The sequence below is a fragment of the Algoriphagus sp. genome, from assembly GCF_039969895.1.
In the GTDB taxonomy this organism is placed as follows: Bacteria; Bacteroidota; Bacteroidia; order Cytophagales; family Cyclobacteriaceae; genus Algoriphagus.
The window spans coordinates 130336-150851 of record NZ_JBDVMZ010000006.1; the positions used below are offsets into that span (position 1 = coordinate 130336).

General features: G+C 41.8%; 17 protein-coding genes. 2 read left to right on the forward strand and 15 right to left on the reverse strand.

Annotated elements, in window-relative coordinates; translation table 11 throughout:
• The first annotated feature begins 142 nt into the window (after positions 1-142).
• Entirely contained in the window at positions 143-1372 is a 1230-nt protein-coding gene (gene sbcD / locus ABJH64_RS03055; protein ID WP_348276212.1) for an exonuclease subunit SbcD, read from the forward strand.
• Positions 1369-4398 (forward strand): SMC family ATPase, encoded by a 3030-nt coding sequence (locus ABJH64_RS03060; RefSeq protein WP_348299395.1) that lies wholly within the window; start codon positions 1369-1371, stop codon positions 4396-4398. Before sbcD ends, ABJH64_RS03060 begins: the two co-directional genes overlap by 4 nt.
• A gap of 260 nt (positions 4399-4658) precedes the next feature.
• Here the strand turns inward: ABJH64_RS03060 and ABJH64_RS03065 are convergent, their stop codons facing one another.
• The 15 genes from ABJH64_RS03065 to ABJH64_RS03135 form a co-directional block, all read right to left on the reverse strand.
• Positions 4659-5855 carry an ATP-binding protein gene (locus ABJH64_RS03065; RefSeq protein WP_348273901.1) on the reverse strand — a complete coding sequence of 399 codons (1197 nt, stop codon included), beginning with the start codon at positions 5853-5855 and terminating at the stop codon, positions 4659-4661.
• 397 nt (positions 5856-6252) lie between these two features.
• Positions 6253-6861: a dienelactone hydrolase family protein gene (locus tag ABJH64_RS03070; protein WP_348273902.1), complete on the reverse strand. Its 609-nt coding sequence runs from the start codon at positions 6859-6861 to the stop codon at positions 6253-6255.
• The gene (locus tag ABJH64_RS03075) at positions 6854-7804 is read right to left on the reverse strand and encodes a ring-cleaving dioxygenase (protein WP_348273903.1); all 951 of its coding nucleotides are present in this window, start codon (positions 7802-7804) and stop codon (positions 6854-6856) included. The genes ABJH64_RS03070 and ABJH64_RS03075 overlap by 8 nt, the downstream gene beginning before the upstream one ends.
• A gap of 93 nt (positions 7805-7897) precedes the next feature.
• On the reverse strand, positions 7898-8425 hold the full coding sequence (locus tag ABJH64_RS03080) for a YceI family protein (protein WP_348273904.1): 528 nt from the start codon (positions 8423-8425) through the stop codon (positions 7898-7900).
• Positions 8426-8499: 74 nt separating this feature from the next.
• Positions 8500-8952, reverse strand: coding sequence for a MarR family transcriptional regulator (locus tag ABJH64_RS03085; protein ID WP_348273905.1), 453 nt, complete (start codon positions 8950-8952; stop codon positions 8500-8502).
• A gap of 140 nt (positions 8953-9092) precedes the next feature.
• Positions 9093-9893, reverse strand: coding sequence for an alpha/beta hydrolase (locus tag ABJH64_RS03090; protein ID WP_348273906.1), 801 nt, complete (start codon positions 9891-9893; stop codon positions 9093-9095).
• 211 nt (positions 9894-10104) lie between these two features.
• Positions 10105-11694, reverse strand: a complete 1590-nt coding sequence (locus tag ABJH64_RS03095; protein ID WP_348273907.1) for an amidohydrolase family protein — start codon at positions 11692-11694, stop codon at positions 10105-10107.
• 132 nt (positions 11695-11826) lie between these two features.
• Positions 11827-12642, reverse strand: coding sequence for an SDR family oxidoreductase (locus ABJH64_RS03100; protein WP_348273908.1), 816 nt, complete (start codon positions 12640-12642; stop codon positions 11827-11829).
• Positions 12643-12726: 84 nt separating this feature from the next.
• Positions 12727-14379: a DNA repair protein RecN gene (gene recN / locus ABJH64_RS03105; protein ID WP_348273909.1), complete on the reverse strand. Its 1653-nt coding sequence runs from the start codon at positions 14377-14379 to the stop codon at positions 12727-12729.
• Positions 14380-14418: 39 nt separating this feature from the next.
• The gene (locus ABJH64_RS03110; RefSeq protein WP_348273910.1) at positions 14419-15321 is read right to left on the reverse strand and encodes a DUF4835 family protein; all 903 of its coding nucleotides are present in this window, start codon (positions 15319-15321) and stop codon (positions 14419-14421) included.
• Positions 15322-15438: 117 nt separating this feature from the next.
• The gene (gene coaBC / locus ABJH64_RS03115; protein WP_348273911.1) at positions 15439-16647 is read right to left on the reverse strand and encodes a bifunctional phosphopantothenoylcysteine decarboxylase/phosphopantothenate--cysteine ligase CoaBC; all 1209 of its coding nucleotides are present in this window, start codon (positions 16645-16647) and stop codon (positions 15439-15441) included.
• A 4-nt stretch (positions 16648-16651) separates the two neighbouring features.
• Positions 16652-16966, reverse strand: a complete 315-nt coding sequence (locus ABJH64_RS03120) for a DNA-directed RNA polymerase subunit omega (RefSeq protein WP_348273912.1) — start codon at positions 16964-16966, stop codon at positions 16652-16654.
• 20 nt (positions 16967-16986) lie between these two features.
• Positions 16987-17895 carry an outer membrane protein assembly factor BamD gene (gene bamD / locus ABJH64_RS03125; RefSeq protein WP_348273913.1) on the reverse strand — a complete coding sequence of 303 codons (909 nt, stop codon included), beginning with the start codon at positions 17893-17895 and terminating at the stop codon, positions 16987-16989.
• 67 nt (positions 17896-17962) lie between these two features.
• Positions 17963-18679 carry a T9SS type A sorting domain-containing protein gene (locus ABJH64_RS03130; protein ID WP_348273914.1) on the reverse strand — a complete coding sequence of 239 codons (717 nt, stop codon included), beginning with the start codon at positions 18677-18679 and terminating at the stop codon, positions 17963-17965.
• Between the two features lie 169 nt (positions 18680-18848).
• The gene (locus ABJH64_RS03135; RefSeq protein WP_348273915.1) at positions 18849-20495 is read right to left on the reverse strand and encodes an OstA-like protein; all 1647 of its coding nucleotides are present in this window, start codon (positions 20493-20495) and stop codon (positions 18849-18851) included.
• Between the last annotated feature and the right edge of the window lie 21 nt (positions 20496-20516).

The following is a 20516-nucleotide window of genomic DNA, read 5'->3' on the forward strand; positions in this document are numbered from 1 at the left end:
CTACTTAGACACTTTCAAACACTAGCTTCAATGCTTCTTTGGTCTTCCGTCTTCGGTCTCCCAGCCATCCAAACAAACGGAAAATCAATTGGTGTAATTTAAGTATCAACATAGAGAAAAACATAATTTTTAGACCAAACAAATGATCAAAATTCTCCACACCGCAGATTGGCATTTAGGCAAAAGACTTCAGGAATACTCCAGGCTCGAGGAGCAAAAGTTGGTTTTGGAAGAAATCCAGCAAATAGCAGATCGAGAAAACGTAGATTTGATCCTGCTAGCTGGAGATATTTTTGACACCTTCAATCCTAGCCATGAGGCGGTGGAATTGCTCTACAAATCGCTTCGCCGGCTTTCAAAAGGCGGGCAACGACCAATTATCGCCATCTCAGGAAATCATGACAGCACCCAGTTCGTCGAAGCTCCAGATCCCCTCGCTCGTGAGATGGGAATCTTTTTCTATGGAAAATATGACACCATCATCCCCACTGGAAAGCTTGACAACGGCATAGAAATCATTCAATCTGGTGAAGGTTTTGTGGAAATGAAATTGCCGCAAATTGACTTTCCTGTTCGAGTTATTTTGGCTCCTTATGCCAATGAAGTTTCTATGAAAACCTATCTCGGCGAAGGAGATCGTGAGGAGGAGTTCCGCAATTTGATGGCAGAAAATTGGAAGGAAATCGCAGATCAGTACTGCGATGAGCAAGGAGTAAATCTTTTCGTAGGGCACTTTTTCTTTATGAAAGAAGGTTCAACACCCGAGCCAGAACCAGAGTCTGAGCGTCCAATTCTTCACGTAGGCGGAACACAGGCACTTTTCACCAGAAATATACCGGCTCAGATTCAGTATGCAGCTTTGGGTCATTTGCATCGCTACCATTCAGTTGGACACGAGCATTGCCCGGTAGTGTATTCCAGTTCGCCCCTCGCCTACTCTTTTAGCGAAGCGGATCAACAGAAGCAAGTGGTCATCATCGAAGCCGAACCTGGAAAGCCAGTAATCTATTCTCCAGTCGGTTTAAAAGAAGGACGTCCACTATATCGCAAAATTTTTGATAATCTTTCCGACACTTTGACTTGGCTAGAGGAAAATCCTTATTGCTTCGTGGAATTGACCTTCCTGACCGAAAGCAGCATAGAAGCGGCCACGCGGAAAGCCATTATGAAAGCGCATGATGGCATCGTTAATTTGATTCCTCAGATTAAAAATCCACTGGGACAGACCAACCAACGTCTGCAAGTGGAAGACCTCGGAAAGGATATGGAAAGTCTGTTCAAGCTTTTCTACCAAAGTGATAAAGGTCAGGAGCCAAATGCAGAACTGCTCGCAATTTTCAAAGAAGTCATCAGCCAAAACGACCAAGCATGATTCCTATTAAACTCGATATACAGGGATTGTATTCCTACAAAGAGAAGCAGACGATAGAATTTGATAAGCTGACGGCAGCGGGGCTTTTTGGGATTTTTGGCGCGGTAGGATCAGGAAAATCCTCCATTTTGGAAGCTATTCTCCTGTCACTTTACGGAAGTACAGAGCGACTTTCTGACCGTGGAGAAAAGAACAGCATGGTCAATTTGCAGTCTGATCATTTGCTGTTGAACTTCGAATTCAGTTCTGGAAAAAATAACGCGAAGACCTATTTAGCTCGGTATTCTGCAAAGCGGAATTCGAAAAATTACGAGGACATCAAACCTGCAGAGCATACTTTTTATGAAAAAGTAGCTGGCAACTGGGAGCCGATCACTGCAAAAGCCGAGGAAATCATCGGCATGAAAAAAGAGCATTTCAAGCAGACGGTGATTATCCCGCAGGGAAAATTCCGAGAATTCATCGATCAAAAGCCGATGGATCAAGCCAAGATGATGAAGGAACTGTTCGGACTGGAACGCTTCGATCTTTCAATTAAAACAGGAACACTACTCAAAGCTGTGAGGGAGCAGAAAATCCGACTCGAAACACAACTTCAGGGCTTGGAGGAATTCTCAGAAGAAATCCTTACGGAAAAGCAAAATCAATATGTAGCGTTAAGCGGACAAGCCACAGAAGCAGCTGCTAAACTGAAAAAAGCTGAAACTGATATTCGCATTCAAGAAAATCTCCGTACCAAAAACCAGCAGTTACTGAAGTTCCAGGCGGATCGAGAAAGTCTGCTTTTACAGCGTCCAGAGATAGAAAAACAACGAAAGTTGCATTCCGAATTTATCACTGCTAAAACCTACCTACGTCCTGTTTGGGAAAATATTCGTGATACTAAAGCAGACTTTGAAAAATACAAAGTAAGCGTGATTGACAGCGAGCGTTTCAAGCTTGAGTTTGCGAAGGAAGTCGCTGAGTTGGAAAAAGAAGAAGAAGAACTTAAAATTAAGAATAGAGAGCGACCTCAGCGGGAAGGGAAAATCAGAGATTTGAAAAAAGTCATAGAGATTCAAAATCTGGAAACACAACGTCAGACAGCAACCGAAAGTGTATCAAACTTGCAACCTCAAATAGACGCCAAAAAGCTATCTCAAAAAGGTTTAGAGACTAAGATTAGCGAATTGGAAGCTGAAGCGGAGAAACTCAGCACAACGGATAGTTCGGTTTTGGCTATGCTGATGAGTTCTGCGAAAGAATGGAAGCAGTTGGAAAATCAATTAGCTAGAAATGAATCGGACGCTACTGAAATTAACATTCAAGCTAGCGGCATTCAATCCAAAATTAATCAGATTACCTCGACGGTTCCTAGCACGGAAGATTCCTTCGAAGGCTGGATTTCTTCTCATAAAACTGAGATTCAAGAACTAGAGAAGCAACGGGATCTACTCATACAAAAACAGGGACTCGTAGCGCATGTGCATCTTCTTCATGATGGTGAGCCTTGTCCACTTTGCGGCGCTATAGAGCATCCCAACCCCCTGGAGAGTGAAGGAGAGACGGAATTAGCACAAAAATCAGCTCAGATTCAGGAGGCTAAACTTAGGCTGGAAAGCATACAAACTTCTAAATCTTCGCTAGCAGAACTGTTGTTCCAACTGGAAAACCTCCAAAAAAATGCAACCTCCAAAACTACTGAAATCAAAGAGTTGGATCAAAATCTAGCCTCACTGAGAAGTAAGCTCACTGAAAAAGCAATCGATTCTCATGAAGCCCTTTTGGCAAAAATACAGGCAATAGAACAGAGCAGTCAGACCCGAGAGCGCATTTTGCAGGAGGTAAAAAGGTTAAGAAAAAACTGGGATGGAGACCGCGTGTTGATTGAGCAATCCGAAAAAGAGATTCAACAGGCGCAGTTAAAATTGCAGTCTGTGCTATCCAATATTTCCTCCAAAAAAGAAGAAATCCGAGACATGGCTTTCTGCAAGCAGTTTTTCGCCAAAGAAACTTCCCAAATCCAATCGGCAATAGACAAGGTGGAGAAAGATATAGAAGATGCACTCCAAGCGCTAGAAGGCAAGCAAAAGCACCTGCGTGAAAAGCGCTCAGCCGCTGATAAGAATGCCGCCGACTTGATCAATTTCACTCAACTCCGAGACCAAAGTTTAGTGAAACTTGAAAAATACAGTTCAGACTTTGAGTCACTGAAAATTCAGCATGGGTTTACGGATGAGCCACATTTAATCCGCTTGTTTCAGCAATCGATAGACGCAGAAAAAGTAGCGCTGGAGATCTCCCAATTTGACCAAAAGTTGGCAATCACAGCGAATAGAATTCAAGAGTTGGAAGCTGAGGAAGGGGTTTTGGTATTTCAAGAAGAAGCTTTTCAGGAGCTTTCGACCCTATTCCATGAATTGAAAATCACCGCTGAATCTTCCCAAAACCAAGTCCTTTTACTTGACAAAGAAATTCAGGAAACCACAGCCAAGCTAGCTGAAAAGAAGGTACTACAGGCTGATTTTGCGAAGCTAGAAATCCGCGAAAGCTACCTGAAGGAGCTGGACAACATGTTCCGAGGCAGTGGCTTTGTGAAGTTTGTCAGCTCGATTTACCTCAAGGAGCTCTGCAATACAGCAAATGTACGTTTTATGAAGTTGTGCAAAAATCAGCTGAGTTTGGATATCGACGAGGACAATACGTTTTGGGTAATTGATTATTTGAACGGGGGCAAAAATCGCTTGCTTAAGACACTTTCCGGAGGTCAGACTTTCCAAGCTTCGCTGTGTCTGGCATTGGCATTAGCAGAAAAAGTAAAAGCACTCAATCAAGCAGATCAAAGCTTTTTCTTTATGGATGAAGGGTTTGGAGCCTTGGATAAAAATGCGCTTCGAGTGGTTTTTGAAACCCTAAAGTCACTTCGTCATGAAAACCGAATCGTAGGAATTATCTCTCATGTGGAAGAGTTGCAGCAAGAGATTGGCGTTTTCGCGAATGTTGAATTGGATCCTGAAAGAGGCTCTCGGGTGAGTTATTCTTATTAATATTTAAATTTTACTCAATATACTGAGTTAATTTACGCAGTGTATTGAGTAAAATATTTAAATATGAATTTATCAACTGAATACCAGCTATTTACGAGATAATTTTTAAGGAAGAATTTTGCATTTTTAGAGCTAAAAATTGAAATAATGCCCTGCCTTTTAAAGCTAAATATTAGATATCCTTTTTTGTTGAAAGCAGTAATCTCTGTGCGAACTCTGCAGTGAAACCCATAAAAAAAAGACAGCCAATCAGCTGTCTTTTAAGTGAATAAGTCAAGCACATCCATCTGCAAAAATTCCACCCATGGGATACCATCGGTACCGATCACAAGTGATTTTTCTGGATGATAGGAAACTGTGAAAGCATTCATACCAGCTAGTCCACCGACCTTGGAAGTCTTCACTTCTAGGGCAATAATTCGCTTTTTATACTCCACCACGAAATCTACTTCATCGTTTCCTTCCCGCCAATAATAGATGTGCAATTTTCGCTCCTTGAAGGATTGATTGACCAGATGCGCACCCACGGCAGACTCTACCCATCGACCCCAGGCCCGATGGTCAGCTTGTAGCGTGTGGATAGTTTCATTAGAAATCCCCGACATGATTGCCGTATTGTGCACCATGAACTTTGGACTGGAGGAACGCTTACGAACGAGATTGGGGCTGTACTTCTCCAATCCACTGAGCAAACCTGCTTCATTCAATAATTCCAGGTAATTGGCCAGCGTGGTGGTGTTACCCGCATCCGCTAGCTGACCCATGATTTTGGTGAAACTCAGCACCTGCCCTGAATAAGATGAGCCTATCTCAAATAAGCGCTTCATCAGTGCCGGCTTGTCCACGCGCGTCAACATCAGTATATCCTTAGAAATACTGGTTTCCAACAGTGCATCTCTAACATAATTCTTCCAGCGGTCTTCGTCTTCTTTTAGGAGAATCGCCCCTGGATAGCCTCCAAACCAGATGAATTCTTCAGGACTGATCCCAAATGCATCTTTCATCTCCCGATAAGACCAGTGCCCTAGATAGGTGGATTCGAATCTCCCCGCGAGTGATTCGGTCAAGCCTTGCTGAAGCATCAACCTCGAAGATCCGAGCAGCACCACGCGGATATCGCGCTCTTCTGCTGTATCCCTATCCCATTCTGCTTTCACCTGCTCGCTCCAATTATCTATCTTCTGCACCTCATCAATCACCAAAATATAGGGTGTCTCCGGAGCCGAGCTTTGCTTGATACGCGCAGCCTCCCACTGCTGAGCTATCCAAACTCTATCCGTTGCGGGCACAGCATCCGCAGCAATGAGTGTGTTGGGCCAATTGATGTCTTTCATGATCTGGCGCACTAGGGTAGTCTTACCAACTTGGCGTGGGCCATAAATCACTTGGATAAACATTCTTGGCTCATCGTGAAGTCGTTTTTGTATCTGATTTTTCTCTGATCGTTGATAACTCATACACTTTACTCTTTATACTGCGTAAATTTACTCATCTTATTGAGTAAATTCCTATTATTAGATCCATTTATTTTATTATCAAGAGGTTACAAGATAATTTTTAAGGAGATTTTGGTGGTAAAATGTATAAAAAATAGGCGATTTAGGGTGAATCATTTAGTCTATAATGTGAATAAGGCAGATAAACTAAATGGGTATTGTTTCGAAAAAATTATTGATAAACTTACGTAAGTAAGGTACTGCTTCTGGAGAAGCAGCACAGCTAAGTTGGGCCTACTAAGGCTCAGTAAATTAACCAGGTGAATACTGTTTCTTGGGAAGCAGCACAACTCAAAAGTCGAGCAAAAAAAATCCCTTGACAAGCTGCCAAGGGATTTTCGTAAGTAAGAAAACCTATTTACAATATATTCTCATTGACCCAGTTAATTTCTTCCTGACGGATCGTGTGATTAGAATCTTTGAAGATTAATAAGTTGACCTCTGCACCCATCCTGCTCAGTAGGGTTTCTGATTCTTTTATTCTAGAAAGTGGAACATGAAAATCTTTTTCGCTACTTCCAATGAAGACCTTCACACCAGATAAATCTCCAGAATACTTATCCTCCCGGACTTGCTCTCCTATCAACCCTCCGGTGAATGCAACAACTGCTCCGGGTTTCTGAGGATTTTGCGCAGCAAACTCAAGACTAAGGCAAGCTCCCTGGGAAAACCCTATGAGAACAATATTTTCGGCTGAGATTCCTGAACTCAAAATAGAACCCCAGGTATCAGAAATTGTTTTCATAGAATCCTCCAAAGCACTTCCATTTGCCTCATCCGGTGCCATGAAACTATAGGGATACCAAGTTCCACCAGTTGCTTCTGGTGCCAATAGCGCATAATCATCGAGGTTAAGATACTTTGACAAGGACAAAATACTATCAGCGTTTGCACCTCTGCCATGTATAAGGATAGCAGCTTTTTGTGCTTGATCCAGCGGAAGGCCGGCAGTTTTCATCTTAGGCATACGACTCCACATTTAAGGTGACAGGTATCAAACTCTCTTCTAGTTTTGCACGATTGGGTTCAGCCCAGTCAGGCAGTTTGATCAATTCTCCCAAGTGCTCCTCGTCTTCATCGATGGCAAAACCTGGTTCATCAGTCGCCACCTCGAAAAGAACTCCTCCCGGCTCGCGAAAATAAATTGATTGAAAATAATTTCTATCCTTCACTTCAGTGACTTGATACCCATTTCTCATCAGGATTTCTTGAACTTGAAGTTGAGAAGCGGCATTTTCTGTTCGAAATGCAATGTGATGGACAGTTCCGGCACTTTGGGAACCTCTAGTTCCAGATTTATCAAGAACGATGTCCACGATATCACCTGGTTTTCCTGCTGTTCCGTAGCGGAACCTACCATTTTCCTCACCAATAAAGCGATAATTCATATGCTCAGTCAAAAGCTTTTCAGTCAACTCCTTTGCTCGAAGATTTAAAGTAGCTCCATAAAATCCTTTGATAGAATGCTCGATTGGTACCTGACCATAAGACCAACCCATTCTATCGTCTTGGTCATTTGCCACCAACTCTATCCCCATACTATCGTGATCTTCAAATCGGATAAACTTGTCACCAAATCGAGTTAGCACATCAGAAATAGGGATTCCGAATTTTTTCAAGCGATCTACCCAAAACTCAAGAGATTCTGAAGGAATAGAAAAAGCCGTGTAGGTCACTTCACCAGCTCCCTTTGTTCCTCTCCTAGCTCCCGCAAAGGGGAAGGTAGTAAAAACAGTTCCTGGCCTACCCAGCTCATCTCCAAAGTAGAAATGATAAACGCCAGGCGCGTCAAAATTGACCGTCTTCTTCACCAGCCTCAAACCAAGAATTCCGGTGTAGAAATCAATATTTGCTTGAGGGTTACCAGCTATGGCAGTGATATGGTGGATTCCAGTGATTAATGGCTTCATAGTTTTGGGGAAAATGGAAAGGAAATAATAAAGGTAAAATAGGTGTTTAAAGAGGCCTTCGGGATTTAGAAAAACCCCAAAGGCCGCTATGTATTAAGCCTGCTTCACTAGCTGAACGCTAAGGATCAACCGAACTTGATCACTCACTACTACAGAACCAGCTTCAGTCACTGCTGACCAGGATAACCCAAAATCTTTTCTGTTTATCTTTCCTTGGATCTCAAATCCGGCTTTCGTTTGACCATAAGGGTCTGCAGCAATACCTCCAAAATCAACGTCAAATTCAACTGCTTTGGTTGTATCTCTCATCGTCAAATCTCCAACTAATTTATAATCTCCACCTTCATTCACGATTTTTCCAGAAAAGGTCAATTTAGGATGATTAGCAGCATCAAAGAAATCACCAGACTTCAAGTGATTGTCTCTATCCTTTTGGTTAGTGTCAATGCTGTCGATATTCGCTGAAAAAGAAACTGTAGCTCCGCTAAAATCCTCAGATGAACTTTCAGCTGATCCTTCAAATTCTCTGAAATAACCAGTTACTGTAGAAATCACCAAGTGTTTTACTTTGAAAGACACTTCTGAATGTGTAGGGTCGATAATCCATTTTGTAGTGCTCATAATTTTTGAATTTTTAGTTTAAATTTTAGTTGTATTACTATTTATTGTATAGACATGTATTAGGTTAAAATTTTTTACCCTCTCAATTTGTCCAGAAGGTTATTAAGTGTTTCGATTTCCTCGAGATTCAAGTTGATGAAGTTTTTATTTGCTTGCTCCAAAAGGGGCCGTAAATCATGAAGTAAATCCAATCCCTTTTGGGTAATCAAAATATCCACTTGTCTGCGGTCATTCGGACATTCAGAGCGCAGCACCAAACCTTTACTTTTTAGCTTTTCCACCAAACGGCTTGCATTAGACATTTTGTTCAGCATGCGTTCCTGAATGGATGAAACGGTGATAGGAACACCGGCCTGCCCTTTCAGAATCCTCAGCACATTGTACTGCTCGGGAGAAATATCGTAAGGTTTAAATAGCGCATTTTGGGCTGTTACCAGGTAACTCTGAGTATAAAGAATATTCACCACTACCTTATTGAAGGGGTCTTTAAATTCTTTTTGCTGGATGGCATCTTCGATTTTTCCCATTTTCTTGTAAGTGTATTTAATGTATATACATATAAATGTAAGAAAAGGTTTTCAAAACATCAGATTTTTTGAAAAATTATGAATCTAAGTTGACTTTATATCAGCTGAAAAATCACCCCGGCATCTTCACTGTCCAAAAGTTAGCTCCACTGAATCAACCAATCTCCTATCAAACGATTGACTTCTCTTGGTTTCTCAATGCAGCTACTATGACCTGCTCCTGGGATAGTATGAAGTTTTGACTTTGGGATACTCATCTGGATAAACTTAGCTTTGAGGGGAGTAGTGGCTACATCTTCGTCTCCCACGATCACCATCGTGGGAGATGAGATTTGGCTAAGTTCATTTTCAATACCTTTCCTATAGATCACTCCTTCTACAGGTCCAGTTATACTCTTTTTATTGGCTTTAATCTCGGATTTCCAATAGTCAATTTTATCAGAATTCATCGGATCAGTGAGCCAACTTTCAGCAAACATAATCTTCATCACCTTGTTGGCAACTGGATTCAGCAAGCCAAACCACTTTACAAATCCGTTAAGGGTCTTGTATCTCGGGAGATTTGAAACCGGCTCTGCGTTGGCGGATGTTTCCATCAAAATCAAACTTTTGATCAATTTAGGATGTCTAGCTGCAAGCCTCATCCCAACAAAACCTCCCATAGAAAGGCCTGCAAAATGAACTGGTTTGTCACAAAGGGCGCTGATCAATTCCGCTGCGTCTTCAGTGATGGTATCCATATCAAAAGGGCCTGAGACTTCGCTTTGCCCCTGCCCCCTATGGTCGTAGGCAATTACCCGAAACCGTGTTTGAAGAAACTCTACTTGATCTTTAAACATCTTGTGACTCCAGAGCAAGCCATGTGAAAAGACAATGGTTTCCTCTCCTATTCCTTGATCTATATAAAAAATATCAACTCCGTTTACATTAATTTGAGGCATTCTATTCTTTGTTTTCGAATTATCTAATCGTGTATATCCGCTTTGATACGAGTAAAGAGCTTAATGCAAAATAAGATTTGGTCAACTTAAGAATTGGGGCCACTCCGGTGACTAGTCTTCGGACTTCTGTCCGGTTGAGCAAGGGAATTTTGAATTTTGGCAAGATTGCGAATAATCATCTATCTAATTCTATTCACTTTTCAATTTCAACTTACCAATCTAAACCAGGCTGAGTGATCACAAAGCCTTCCTTAGCTTTTTGCTTTTCAACCATAACTTTCACATCCTCCAAAAGTTTTTTGGCATCATAGACAATCCCATCTTTGACAGTATATTTCACCCCTCCTACCCGAATCGGCTGATTATTTTCATCAATTCTAATTGCTCCCGTTCCGTAAAGTACCTTGAGATTTTGTAAGGGATTCTCTTCAATAATTACAAAATCAGCCAATTTACCTACTTCTACCGAACCTATTTCCTTTTCCATACCGACTAGCTCCGCACCGTGTAGTGTAGCAGAACGAAGAACTTCCAAGGGATGAAAACCAGCTTCCCGCAGCAATTCCAGCTCTCGGATATAAGCAAAACCATAGAGCTGATAAATAAAACCAGAATCAGATCCAGCTGTTACCCTGCCTCCTTTGTTTTTATATTCATTTACAAAAGTCATCCAAAGACGATAGTTTTCTTTCCACTGAATCTCTTCTTCAGTTGTCCAATCGAACCAATAAGAACCGTGAGATTGGCGACTAGGGGCATAGAATCGCCAAAGCGAAGGAAGCGTATAGACATCATGCCATTCGGCTGTACGAGCTCGCATCAGATCGCGATTAGCTTCGTAGATATTGAAGGTAGGATCCAAGGTAAAATCAAGTGCCAACAACTCATCCATCACCTTATTCCAGTGGTCTGATCCTGGCTGTGCGGCTTGCTTCCATAGCTTCCCTGCCTCCCCAAATCGGTGCTGCTCGTTCTGGTAATTATAATCCAACCTAAAATCCTGGATCGTTCGATTTTCAAATAATGCCTCTGGCAATCCATACCAATGTTCCATAGACGACAATCCTGCCTTGGCTGAGCTGATCACATTCCAGCGCGCTACGTCCAGCTGCTGATGATGCATGGCTGATCGGAGTCCAATTTTTTTGTTTTCGGATATCGCGGCCTCCATAACTTCAGGATTTGCTCCAAAGAACTTAATGCCGTCAGCTCCTTTTTTCGCATTCTCGTTCACCCAAGCTTTTGCCTGCTCTGCTGTGGTTATTGGCTCTTTAGCACCTTGTCCAAAACTGGTATAGGCCAAAATTCTAGGAGCGGTAATCTCATTGGCAGCAGATCTCTTTTTTTGATCCAAAGTCCAATCAAGACCATTCCCGGCTGAAGGATCACGTATCGTAGTGATCCCATGTGCCAACCAAAGTTTGAACACATATTCGGCCGGAGTTCCTTGTCCACGTCCGCCAATATGCCCGTGAGAATCCACAAAACCTGGAAGCAAGTAGTGTCCATCCAAGTCATAAACCTTGTCATCTGGCCCAGCTTTTGGTCGGCGATTCTCGCTTATCGGCAAGCCAGGATAGCCTACCACCTGTATCTGGGCTATTCTGTTTTTCTCCACGACTATATCCACTGGACCCACTGGAGGTGCCCCTGTGCCGTCGATAAGAATCACTCCTCTCAAAATCAATCGACCATATTGGCCGTTACCTTCGCTTCGATCAGGTGCAGGTTCGATTTGGGAAAAAGAAGAAAAGGAAAGGAATAAGCCAAAAATGAGTAGAAGTAAACGTTTTTTATGCATACAAGGTGTGTAATTGAGGTCAATAAGTTAAGGCAAAAAGTGACAACAAAAAATCAAAAAAGGATGAACAGTGAACACAAAAAAGCCCTAAGGGAATTCCAAAGGGCTATTTATGAAGATTAGCAGGGATGATTACAAATCCTTAAACTTTTCCATAATATCCTCAGAAATCCCAGTGAAGGAATATCCACCATCATGAAATAGATTCTGCATCGTAACTAATCTAGTGTAATCTGAGAACATCGTCACGATGTATTCAGCGCAGGCCTCAGCAGAAGCATTTCCAAGTGGGGAAAGCGATTCTGCAAAATTATAGAATGAATCAAAGCCGCCAATACCCGTTCCCGCAGTGGTCTTGGTAGGTGACTGAGAAATAGTATTGACTCTTACTTTCTTTAACTTACCAAATCTATAACCATACCCACGAGCGATACTTTCTAGTAAAGCTTTGGCGTCAGCCATGTCCGTGTAAAAAGGGAAAACTTTCTGCGCGGCAATATAAGACAAGCCCACAATCGATCCCCACTCATTCATGACGTCTTGCTTTTCTGCTACCTGCATCATCTTATGAAACGAGATGGCGGACACATCGTAAGATTTCATCGCCCAATCGTAGTTCAGGTCTCCATAAGAGCGTCCTTTTCTGATGTTTGGAGACATCCCGATGGAATGTAGGATGAAATCAAAGTTTCCTCCAAGGTATTCTTTGGCTTCTGCATAAAGCTTCTCAATATCTTCAGTGCTGGTAGCATCCGCAGGAATAACGATGGTATCACATTCTTTCGCGAGATCATTGATAGCACCCATTCGCATCGCAATCGGCGCATTAGTCAGTACAAACCTTGCACCTTGCTCTTTGGCTTTAAGTGCTGTTTTCCATGCAATTGAGTTCTCGTCGAGAGCACCGGTGATGATTCCCAGTTTTCCTTTTAGCAAATTTTCTGGCATATAGCTAGGGGGTTATTTTCAAAAATATTGCCCAAAAATAGGAAAAAATAATGATTCTGGGCGCACATTGATTCGGCTCAAGACTTACCTCTTGAGTAATTCTCTCGCACTTTCAATGGCTGAAACTGAAGGTGTAGCTCCAGAAATCATTTTCGCTAACTCCACAACTCGCTCTTCTTGATCAAGCAATTTGATCTTACTCACCGTTTTTTCAGAAGAGTTATCCTTGTAAACAAAATAATGAAGATCGCCCTGTCCAGCTACCTGAGGCAAATGCGTAATGCAAATCACCTGGTGCTTTTGGGAGATATCCTGCATCATTCCGACCATTTTCAAAGCCACTTCACCAGAAATCCCCGCATCTATCTCATCAAAAATCAATGTTGGCATCGCCATTTTATCAGCCATCAAGTATTTTATTGCGAAAAGCAATCGGGAGAATTCACCCCCAGAAGCAACTTTCTTCAAGGGCTGTGGTGCAGCACCCTTATTGGCTGAAAAAAGTAATTCAATTTCATCCACTCCATTAAGGTTTGGCTGCACAGGTTTAAGCTCCATCAGCACCTTGGAATTTTCCATTCCCAAACCAGCGAGTAATTTCTCAAGGGAGTTTTGAAAACCTAAAAAACTATCCTGTCTTTTTTTACGCAGCAATTTCCCCGATTCAGCTAGCTGATTTTGACTATCCTCTAAGTCTTTTTTTGCTTTTAACAGCGTTTCATCCAGATTTTGGACTTGAAAAACTTTATCAGCCAACTCCCGCTCAAGCTCCATTAATTCCTCCACGGTAGCCACTCCATGCTTTTTCTGAAGTTGATAAATCTTACTCAGCCTATCTCGCGTCTCGTCGAGTTTTTCAAAGTCAACTTCAACTTTACTCTCCTCATCTCCGAGGGTCTCCTCAATATCTTTCAATTCGATATTGACAGCTAAAAATCGCTCCTTAATCGACGTAAACACATGTGCTAACCGCTCCAACGATTGCATTCCCTGCTGAACCTGAGACATCCCTTGGCTGATTCCAAACTGCTCATCTTTGAAAAGATTAAGCATCTCATTGATTTTGAGTTTGATTTCTTCCGCATTCTCCAGCACTTCCTGCTGGGATTCAAGGTCAGCTTGCTCGCTTTCTCTCAAATTTAAAAGGCTCAATTCCTCTAGTTGAAACTGATTGAAATCAGCCTCCTTTTGCAATTCTATAGCCTTTTTGCTCAATTCGTTGTAGGTCTTATGAGCGCTTTGAAAGGTATGGTAATCAACTTTATACTGACGAAGCTCCTGCTGAGTCTGGGCAAACGCATCGATTAATTTCAATTGGTAACTTCCCTCCCCTAATTGAAGCGTATCGTGCTGCGAATGTACATCCATCAAGAACCCACCAAGTGTTTTCAGAGCATCCAATAACACAGGCGTGTCATTCACAAAAGATCTGGACTTGCCTGCAGGACTGATTTCCCTTCTTATGATACAAGTGGGTTCGTAATCTAACTCGGTCGCATCAAAAAAATCCTTCAAACCATAATTTGCGATATCAAAGACTCCCTCGATAACGCATTTTCTATCCTCATGGAGCAATACTTTAGTATCAGCTCTATTCCCTAATAGTAACCCCACGGCTCCCAGCATGATGGACTTTCCCGCGCCAGTTTCCCCAGTAATCATACTTAACCCGGCGCTGGGCTGCATGTGCAGTTGATCAATGAGGGCATAATTAGAGATGCTTAAAGATTTGAGCATGGGTAAAGTGTTCGTTTGAGCAAAACTAAAAAATCGAGCTTAGCTTTTCAGCAGCTCATTGTACTTTCTCGCATTATTTGGATCTACCTCTAGCAGTAAATCGACAAGTTCTGTCCGGATTTCTAAGGAGGCATTTTTCATTACGGACGAAATCTCGTCACTTTTAGCATCCATAAAGGAAATAGTAAAGATACCATTTGGTTGATTTTTATTTGCTTCAGCCAAAATCCGAACTGCCTCTAGAATATTATTGTAGGCCTCCTCAGGTCGAATCAATAATATATCCAGTCCCTGACGATGGTATAAATAATAAGCATCCCGAATCGGAGAAAATACCGAGGACACATAGATGTCATTGTTCAGAGCATATCGATTTCTTCGATCAGAAGAGCTCTGAGTCCAACCTGGTCTTCCGGACTGCTGGGCATTGTTCACGATGTCGTTAGCAGCAGCAAAGAATTCATCCCCGCCGCGACTTTCGAAAGAATCATAATCTAAGCCCAATGCAATATGTGCGTAGAAAGCCAGTAGAGAGCTGATATTATTTAAGAAAGTAAAGCGATTAAACTCAAGTGGCTGAGATTCGAGGTAGTCAAAACTCCAGTTTCTATCCGCAAAATTAAAGACTAAGCTTTCGAAATTTGTCCCATATACAGGTCTAACAGTCTGAATCTGGACAGTAGCTGAGTAAGATCCCACCTGAGGAACATCATTGATTGTGATGAGCAGGTTGCCCTTGATACGCTCCTCCGGACGAAATTCATCTGTAGTCCACGACCTACCATTGAGAAACTGCTCAAAATTAGTCTTCATTTGAGCAAAAATATCCGTGTTCTGAATTCTGGCGCGTTCGCTATTGATCGTCACCGTGAAGTTCAGCTCTTGCGCAAAACCACTGAATGATAAGCATATAAAGAGTAACAGGAAAATCCCTTTTTTCATCTCGTGCAAATTACATTAGGATGCCATGAACTAGTGCTGAAGGAAAACTCATTCCAATGGATATGGCTCTTCTTTTCGCTCAACTTCATAAACTTAAAAATAAGGAAATATCTAAGGTCAAACCCAAACCGGGATGTTTTTGATTTGATCGATTATCAGCTTGGCGATTTGATTTTTAGGAGCAACATCAGATTCTACAGCTACACCGGATGCATGTAAAATATGCACCTTGTTGGTATCCACCTGGAATCCAGCCCCAGCATTCTTCATAGAATTCAAAACGATCATGTCAAAATTCTTCTTAGAAAGCTTCTGCTCGGCATTTTCGACTTCATTTTCTGTTTCTAATGCAAACCCTATGTGAATTTGGTTTTGCTTCTTTTGAGCGCCAAGTTTAGCCGCGATGTCCACGTTCTTGACTAATTCAATAGAAAGTGAAGCAGAATTTTTCTTTATCTTCTCTGGAGCTATTTCTGCCGGGGCATAATCCGCCACTGCAGCAGCGAAAACACAGATGTCCATCTGAGCATGTAGAGCTCCAGCAGCTTCATACATTTCCCTAGCAGATTTGACATCCTGCCATCTGAAGCTGTCTTTGTCAACAGGTAGAGAAATTGGCCCGGAAATCACATAGACTTCTGCTCCATTTTGAAGAAAAGCATGAGCCAAAGCAAGTCCCATTTTCCCGCTAGAATGATTGCTAATGTACCGTACAGGATCAAGAGCCTCCTGGGTTGGCCCCATTGTGATCAGTACTTTTTTACCTTTGAAATCTGATTTACTGGCAAAGAAATCCTCAACAGCAGCCAAAATATGCTCTGGCTCCATCATTCTTCCTTGGCCAGATAGTCCACTTGCTAATTCACCCGATTCCGCATGAAGGATCTTGTCGCCATAGGATTCCAACTTTTGAATATTTGACCGTACCGATGGATGCTGATACATATCCAGATCCATCGCAGGAGCTAGCATTACTGGACATCTTGCAGAAAGGTAGGTGGCAGCAAGTAGGTTGTCGCACGAGCCATTGGCAAATTTGGCCAGGGTGTTGGCACTGATAGGTGCCACCAAAAATAAATCTGCCCAAAGTCCAAGCTCCACATGATTGTTCCATTCACCCGTCTCATTTTTTTGAAATTGGCTTAGAGCTGGTTTCTTGGAAAGTGTAGCTAGCGTGAGTGGGGTGATAAAATCAGAAGCAGAAGCGCTCATGATGATTTGCACTTCTGCTCCTGACTGAATTAACAAACGAGTAAGAAATGCGGACTTGTATGCTGCTATGCTACCAGTGACGCCTAAAATGATTTTCTTACCGATAAGGCTCATAGAATTATTCGCCTGCTGGTTCTTCTGGAAGTCTGTGGTAAATTTTACCCTCCATGAATTCTTCCATAGCTAGCGTGCTCGGCTTTGGCATTCTTTCATAGAACTTGGAGATTTCGATTTGCTCCTTGTTTTCAAATACTTCTTCCAAATTGTCAACTGTAGAAGCGAATTCTGAAAGCTTGATATTCAATTCCTCCTTCAAGGTATTTGACACTTGCTTTGCACGCTGTCCTATTACATGTAGAGATTCGTAGATATTCCCTGTTTTATCAGCGATTTTATCAAGGTCTCTTGTAACGATGGATGGATTAACTGCCATATTCTTATTTGATTATAGTTCTATTTAATTTCAACTTTTTCCAAAGGCTTATTTTCCAGTGCTTTGGCCTTTTGTTCAGCTAGACGTTCATTATACTCATTTTTCAAAACTGTATGAGCTGCCAATTCTTCCCTGGCTTTTTCTTCTATTTCTTTCACTTTTCCAGTGAAAGCACTATTTGGATACTTTCGGTAAAACTCCCCAGCAAAACCCAATGCATCATTCAAACGCTCTTCTTTTTTGAAAAAAGTACTATTCTCAGCATATCCTGTACCTACTTCAACTAGCTTGTAAGCAAGCTCTTCGTTGTGCTCACTGTCAGGGTAATTCTTGGTGAAATTCTGAAAATTAATAATACACGCTCGATAGAAATCTCCAGGATACAGCCCATCTTTCAATCGGTAATACATGGATGACTCCATGTAGGCTTTCTCTTCGAATCTAGCCTGCAAATCTACCAACATCTCCATCGCACGCTCGTAGCTGGCTGAAGAGGGGAATTTGGTCACGAACTGCTGAATCGCTGCTACTGCTTCTTGTGAACTTTGCTGGTCTAGATTGGCGTCCGGCGAATCAAGATACAAAGCATACGCATTCATAAACAATGCTTCCTCAGCTAACGGGCTTCTGTTGTAGGTTCGATAGAAATTGCTGAAATAACCAGCCGCCTCAATGTATCTCTTAGTCTTGAAGTGACAATTAGCGTAATTGTAATCCGCAATTTCAGCCTTTTCACTTCCTCTGATCACAGGCAAAACCTTGTCATACAGAATGATAGCTTTATTGTATTCTCCTTCCTGATAATACTTATTCGCACCTGCATATAATTCCTCCCAGTTCGTGCTTTTCTCAAGCTTGCTAAATGGGCCACAGGAACCTGCCGCTAGTAAAATAATGAGTAATAGGATGGATTGTACGCGCATTTTCATTTTCAAGACCGCAAATATACGGGATAATTTTTTGGATTCAAATGGATGACTGCTGCTTAGCCAAGTCTTACTTCTTGACAACGAGCTTCTTGGTCACAATATTCTTATTGTTCAAGAAAAGAGTGTAGAAATATATCCCAGGAGTGAAATCTGACACATTAATTACCAGAACATTTCTCTCTGGATCAAGAGCATAATCTGCCACAGGATTACCTATGAAGCTATTAATTGCTATTCTGGCATTCGCAGATTGATTTTTGATCGTGTAGTCAAATTGAGCTATCCTCACACTTGGGTTGGGGTAAACGTCGCTTAGCACAATGTCCTTGTAGTCAAACTCATCAACTTTCACTGCGGGATCATCCACTTCATACCTCGCCTCAACGACAAACTGATCCCGAAGATTGCTTTCGTTTACAAATGTCATATCAAAAGATCCTCTGGTGGAAGCTATTCCCATATTAAAATCCAAATACAAGTCTGTCAATAATTCACCAGGACCTAATGTTAATTTTATTTTGGCTAGCTCTTTCTTAGGATCAAAGCACTGTTCTCCTATACAGATTTTCACACTCTGAGAGGAGCCGATATTTCCACGAAGAGTTTTGAGTAAATAGGTTTTTACCTGATTGGTTTCGTTCTGCAGGATGATAGTTTTACGTTGTGTTGATCCCAAGTCTCCTTGAAATTCTATACCATCACTCAGTACACGCACCTGTTGAGCTTCCGAAAATACGGGAACTAACAGCCAAAGCCATGTAAAAAATAGGAGTAATAATTTCATGTAAAGTTTTAATCGATACGCACTGAGTTGTTTGAACGGTAATCAATATACGCACAAAACTAAGCCGATGGCTATGGAATCGAAGAAAAATCCGGTTAAAACATGTTAACCCTTTTAAAATTTTTTCTACTGAAACACGTTACCCTTTTTTCTACCTATATAAAATAGGCTATGGAGTGATTTTTTTTGGCTTCCAACCGCGTTTTTCCAGTGACTTTAGGATTTCTTCATCGGTTGGCAAAATCAACTCTACTTCAGGTTCATTGAATAAATTTTCTGCATTCGGATCAATCTCCTCTGGTTTTCTCCAGGCAAAAATGTCTTCTAAAGTAGGCTTTTCTTCAAATCTCCAATCGAAGCCTTCAAGTCTGGAGTTTTCCTCAGTGATTAATTGAAAGGGAGTAAACTTCCCGTCGGGTTTGATGCCATAGGTCACGCGCTGAATAGCACCTTCTTTGAACCGAAGTTTGATAGTAGCACTTAGCGTTTTATTGATTCCTTGGGAAATGGTATCTGCCTGTAGAGCAAAATAAAGTGATTCCCCGTTCCCCTCTATATCCACCTTGTCCATCTTGCCCTCCAGGAAGTAACCGACCATCGATCTTCCCTTCATTTGATTGAAATTCCTAATCGTATCCTGAGTGATCACAAATACCTTGTCCTTCATATACACCCGCTCCAGTTGCTCATTGGCAAGATAAAAGATCATGCTATCCGCACTGATCTGACTCTTCTGATTCCACATTACTGGATCCTTGAATAGCTGGATAGATGAATCTGAGTAATTATATACCAGAGAATCAGCTACGCTTGACAAGTCTGTTTTCACCAACTTCACCGATCTAAAGGCCAGTAAATACTTCATTGAATCTACTTCCCCGTCCTGAGAAATCAATGAATCGGCTGCCATGTATAGCGTATCCGATTCAAAATATCGCCTCACCAGCGCATTTCCATGAACCAAGCTATATTTTCGTTCCTCCCAATATTCTCCCACATCACCAAAAACCTCCACCTGCCGCTCCTTACTCAGAACGCTGACATTTTCCTTGCCTTCATAATAAGCGTCCAATTCACTGTAATACAGTTCTTTTGCCTTTATTCTACTTGTCTCCGACTCCACTACTCCATCAAAAAACCTGAATATCTTAGCTTGTGTATCATAGAAACTACCATTCTGAGCATCCAGTGTGTTTCCATCTTTCGAAATAAGATTGGTCAATCCTTTCGTCTCGGCAGTTTTTGGGATAGTGAGGTAGATTAAATCGTTAGTCTTCATGGTATAGTCTGGGTTTACTAATACCACATCCTCTTGGAAAGTAATCCTTTCACTATTAACTTCATAGGTACCTCGCTGGCTAGTCAGCACGTTTACCGAATCCACGACTTTCCCCTTATTATAATAGTAGGCGATATTCCCCATCCGGTCATAATCCAAGTAGTTTGTAGTCAGCGTGGTTTCATTGTTAGTGAAAACAACGTTGTTTCTTAGCTTGGCAAGCTGGGTATTGCCATCGTATTCGGCATACCTACTCGTGGTGGTGACAGGATCTACTTCATCCACTATTCTCACGTTTCCAAAAAGCCTTGCTTTATTTTCAGTTCTATAAAAATGCGCTGAATCACAGTAGATCAAAGAATTCTTGTGCTTCATCTCCACCGAACCCAGCAATCTTTCAAACCCCCTAGTCTCATCTCCTTTCAAATCATCCGCTTTATTGATCTGCAGAATGGATTTCTCTTGGGCTATAGCTGAACTTGAAATGGCCCAACACATCAGGAAGAAAAAGGAAACTCGAAAGTAGAATGAAGTCATAGCTGCACGAATGTGGGCAAA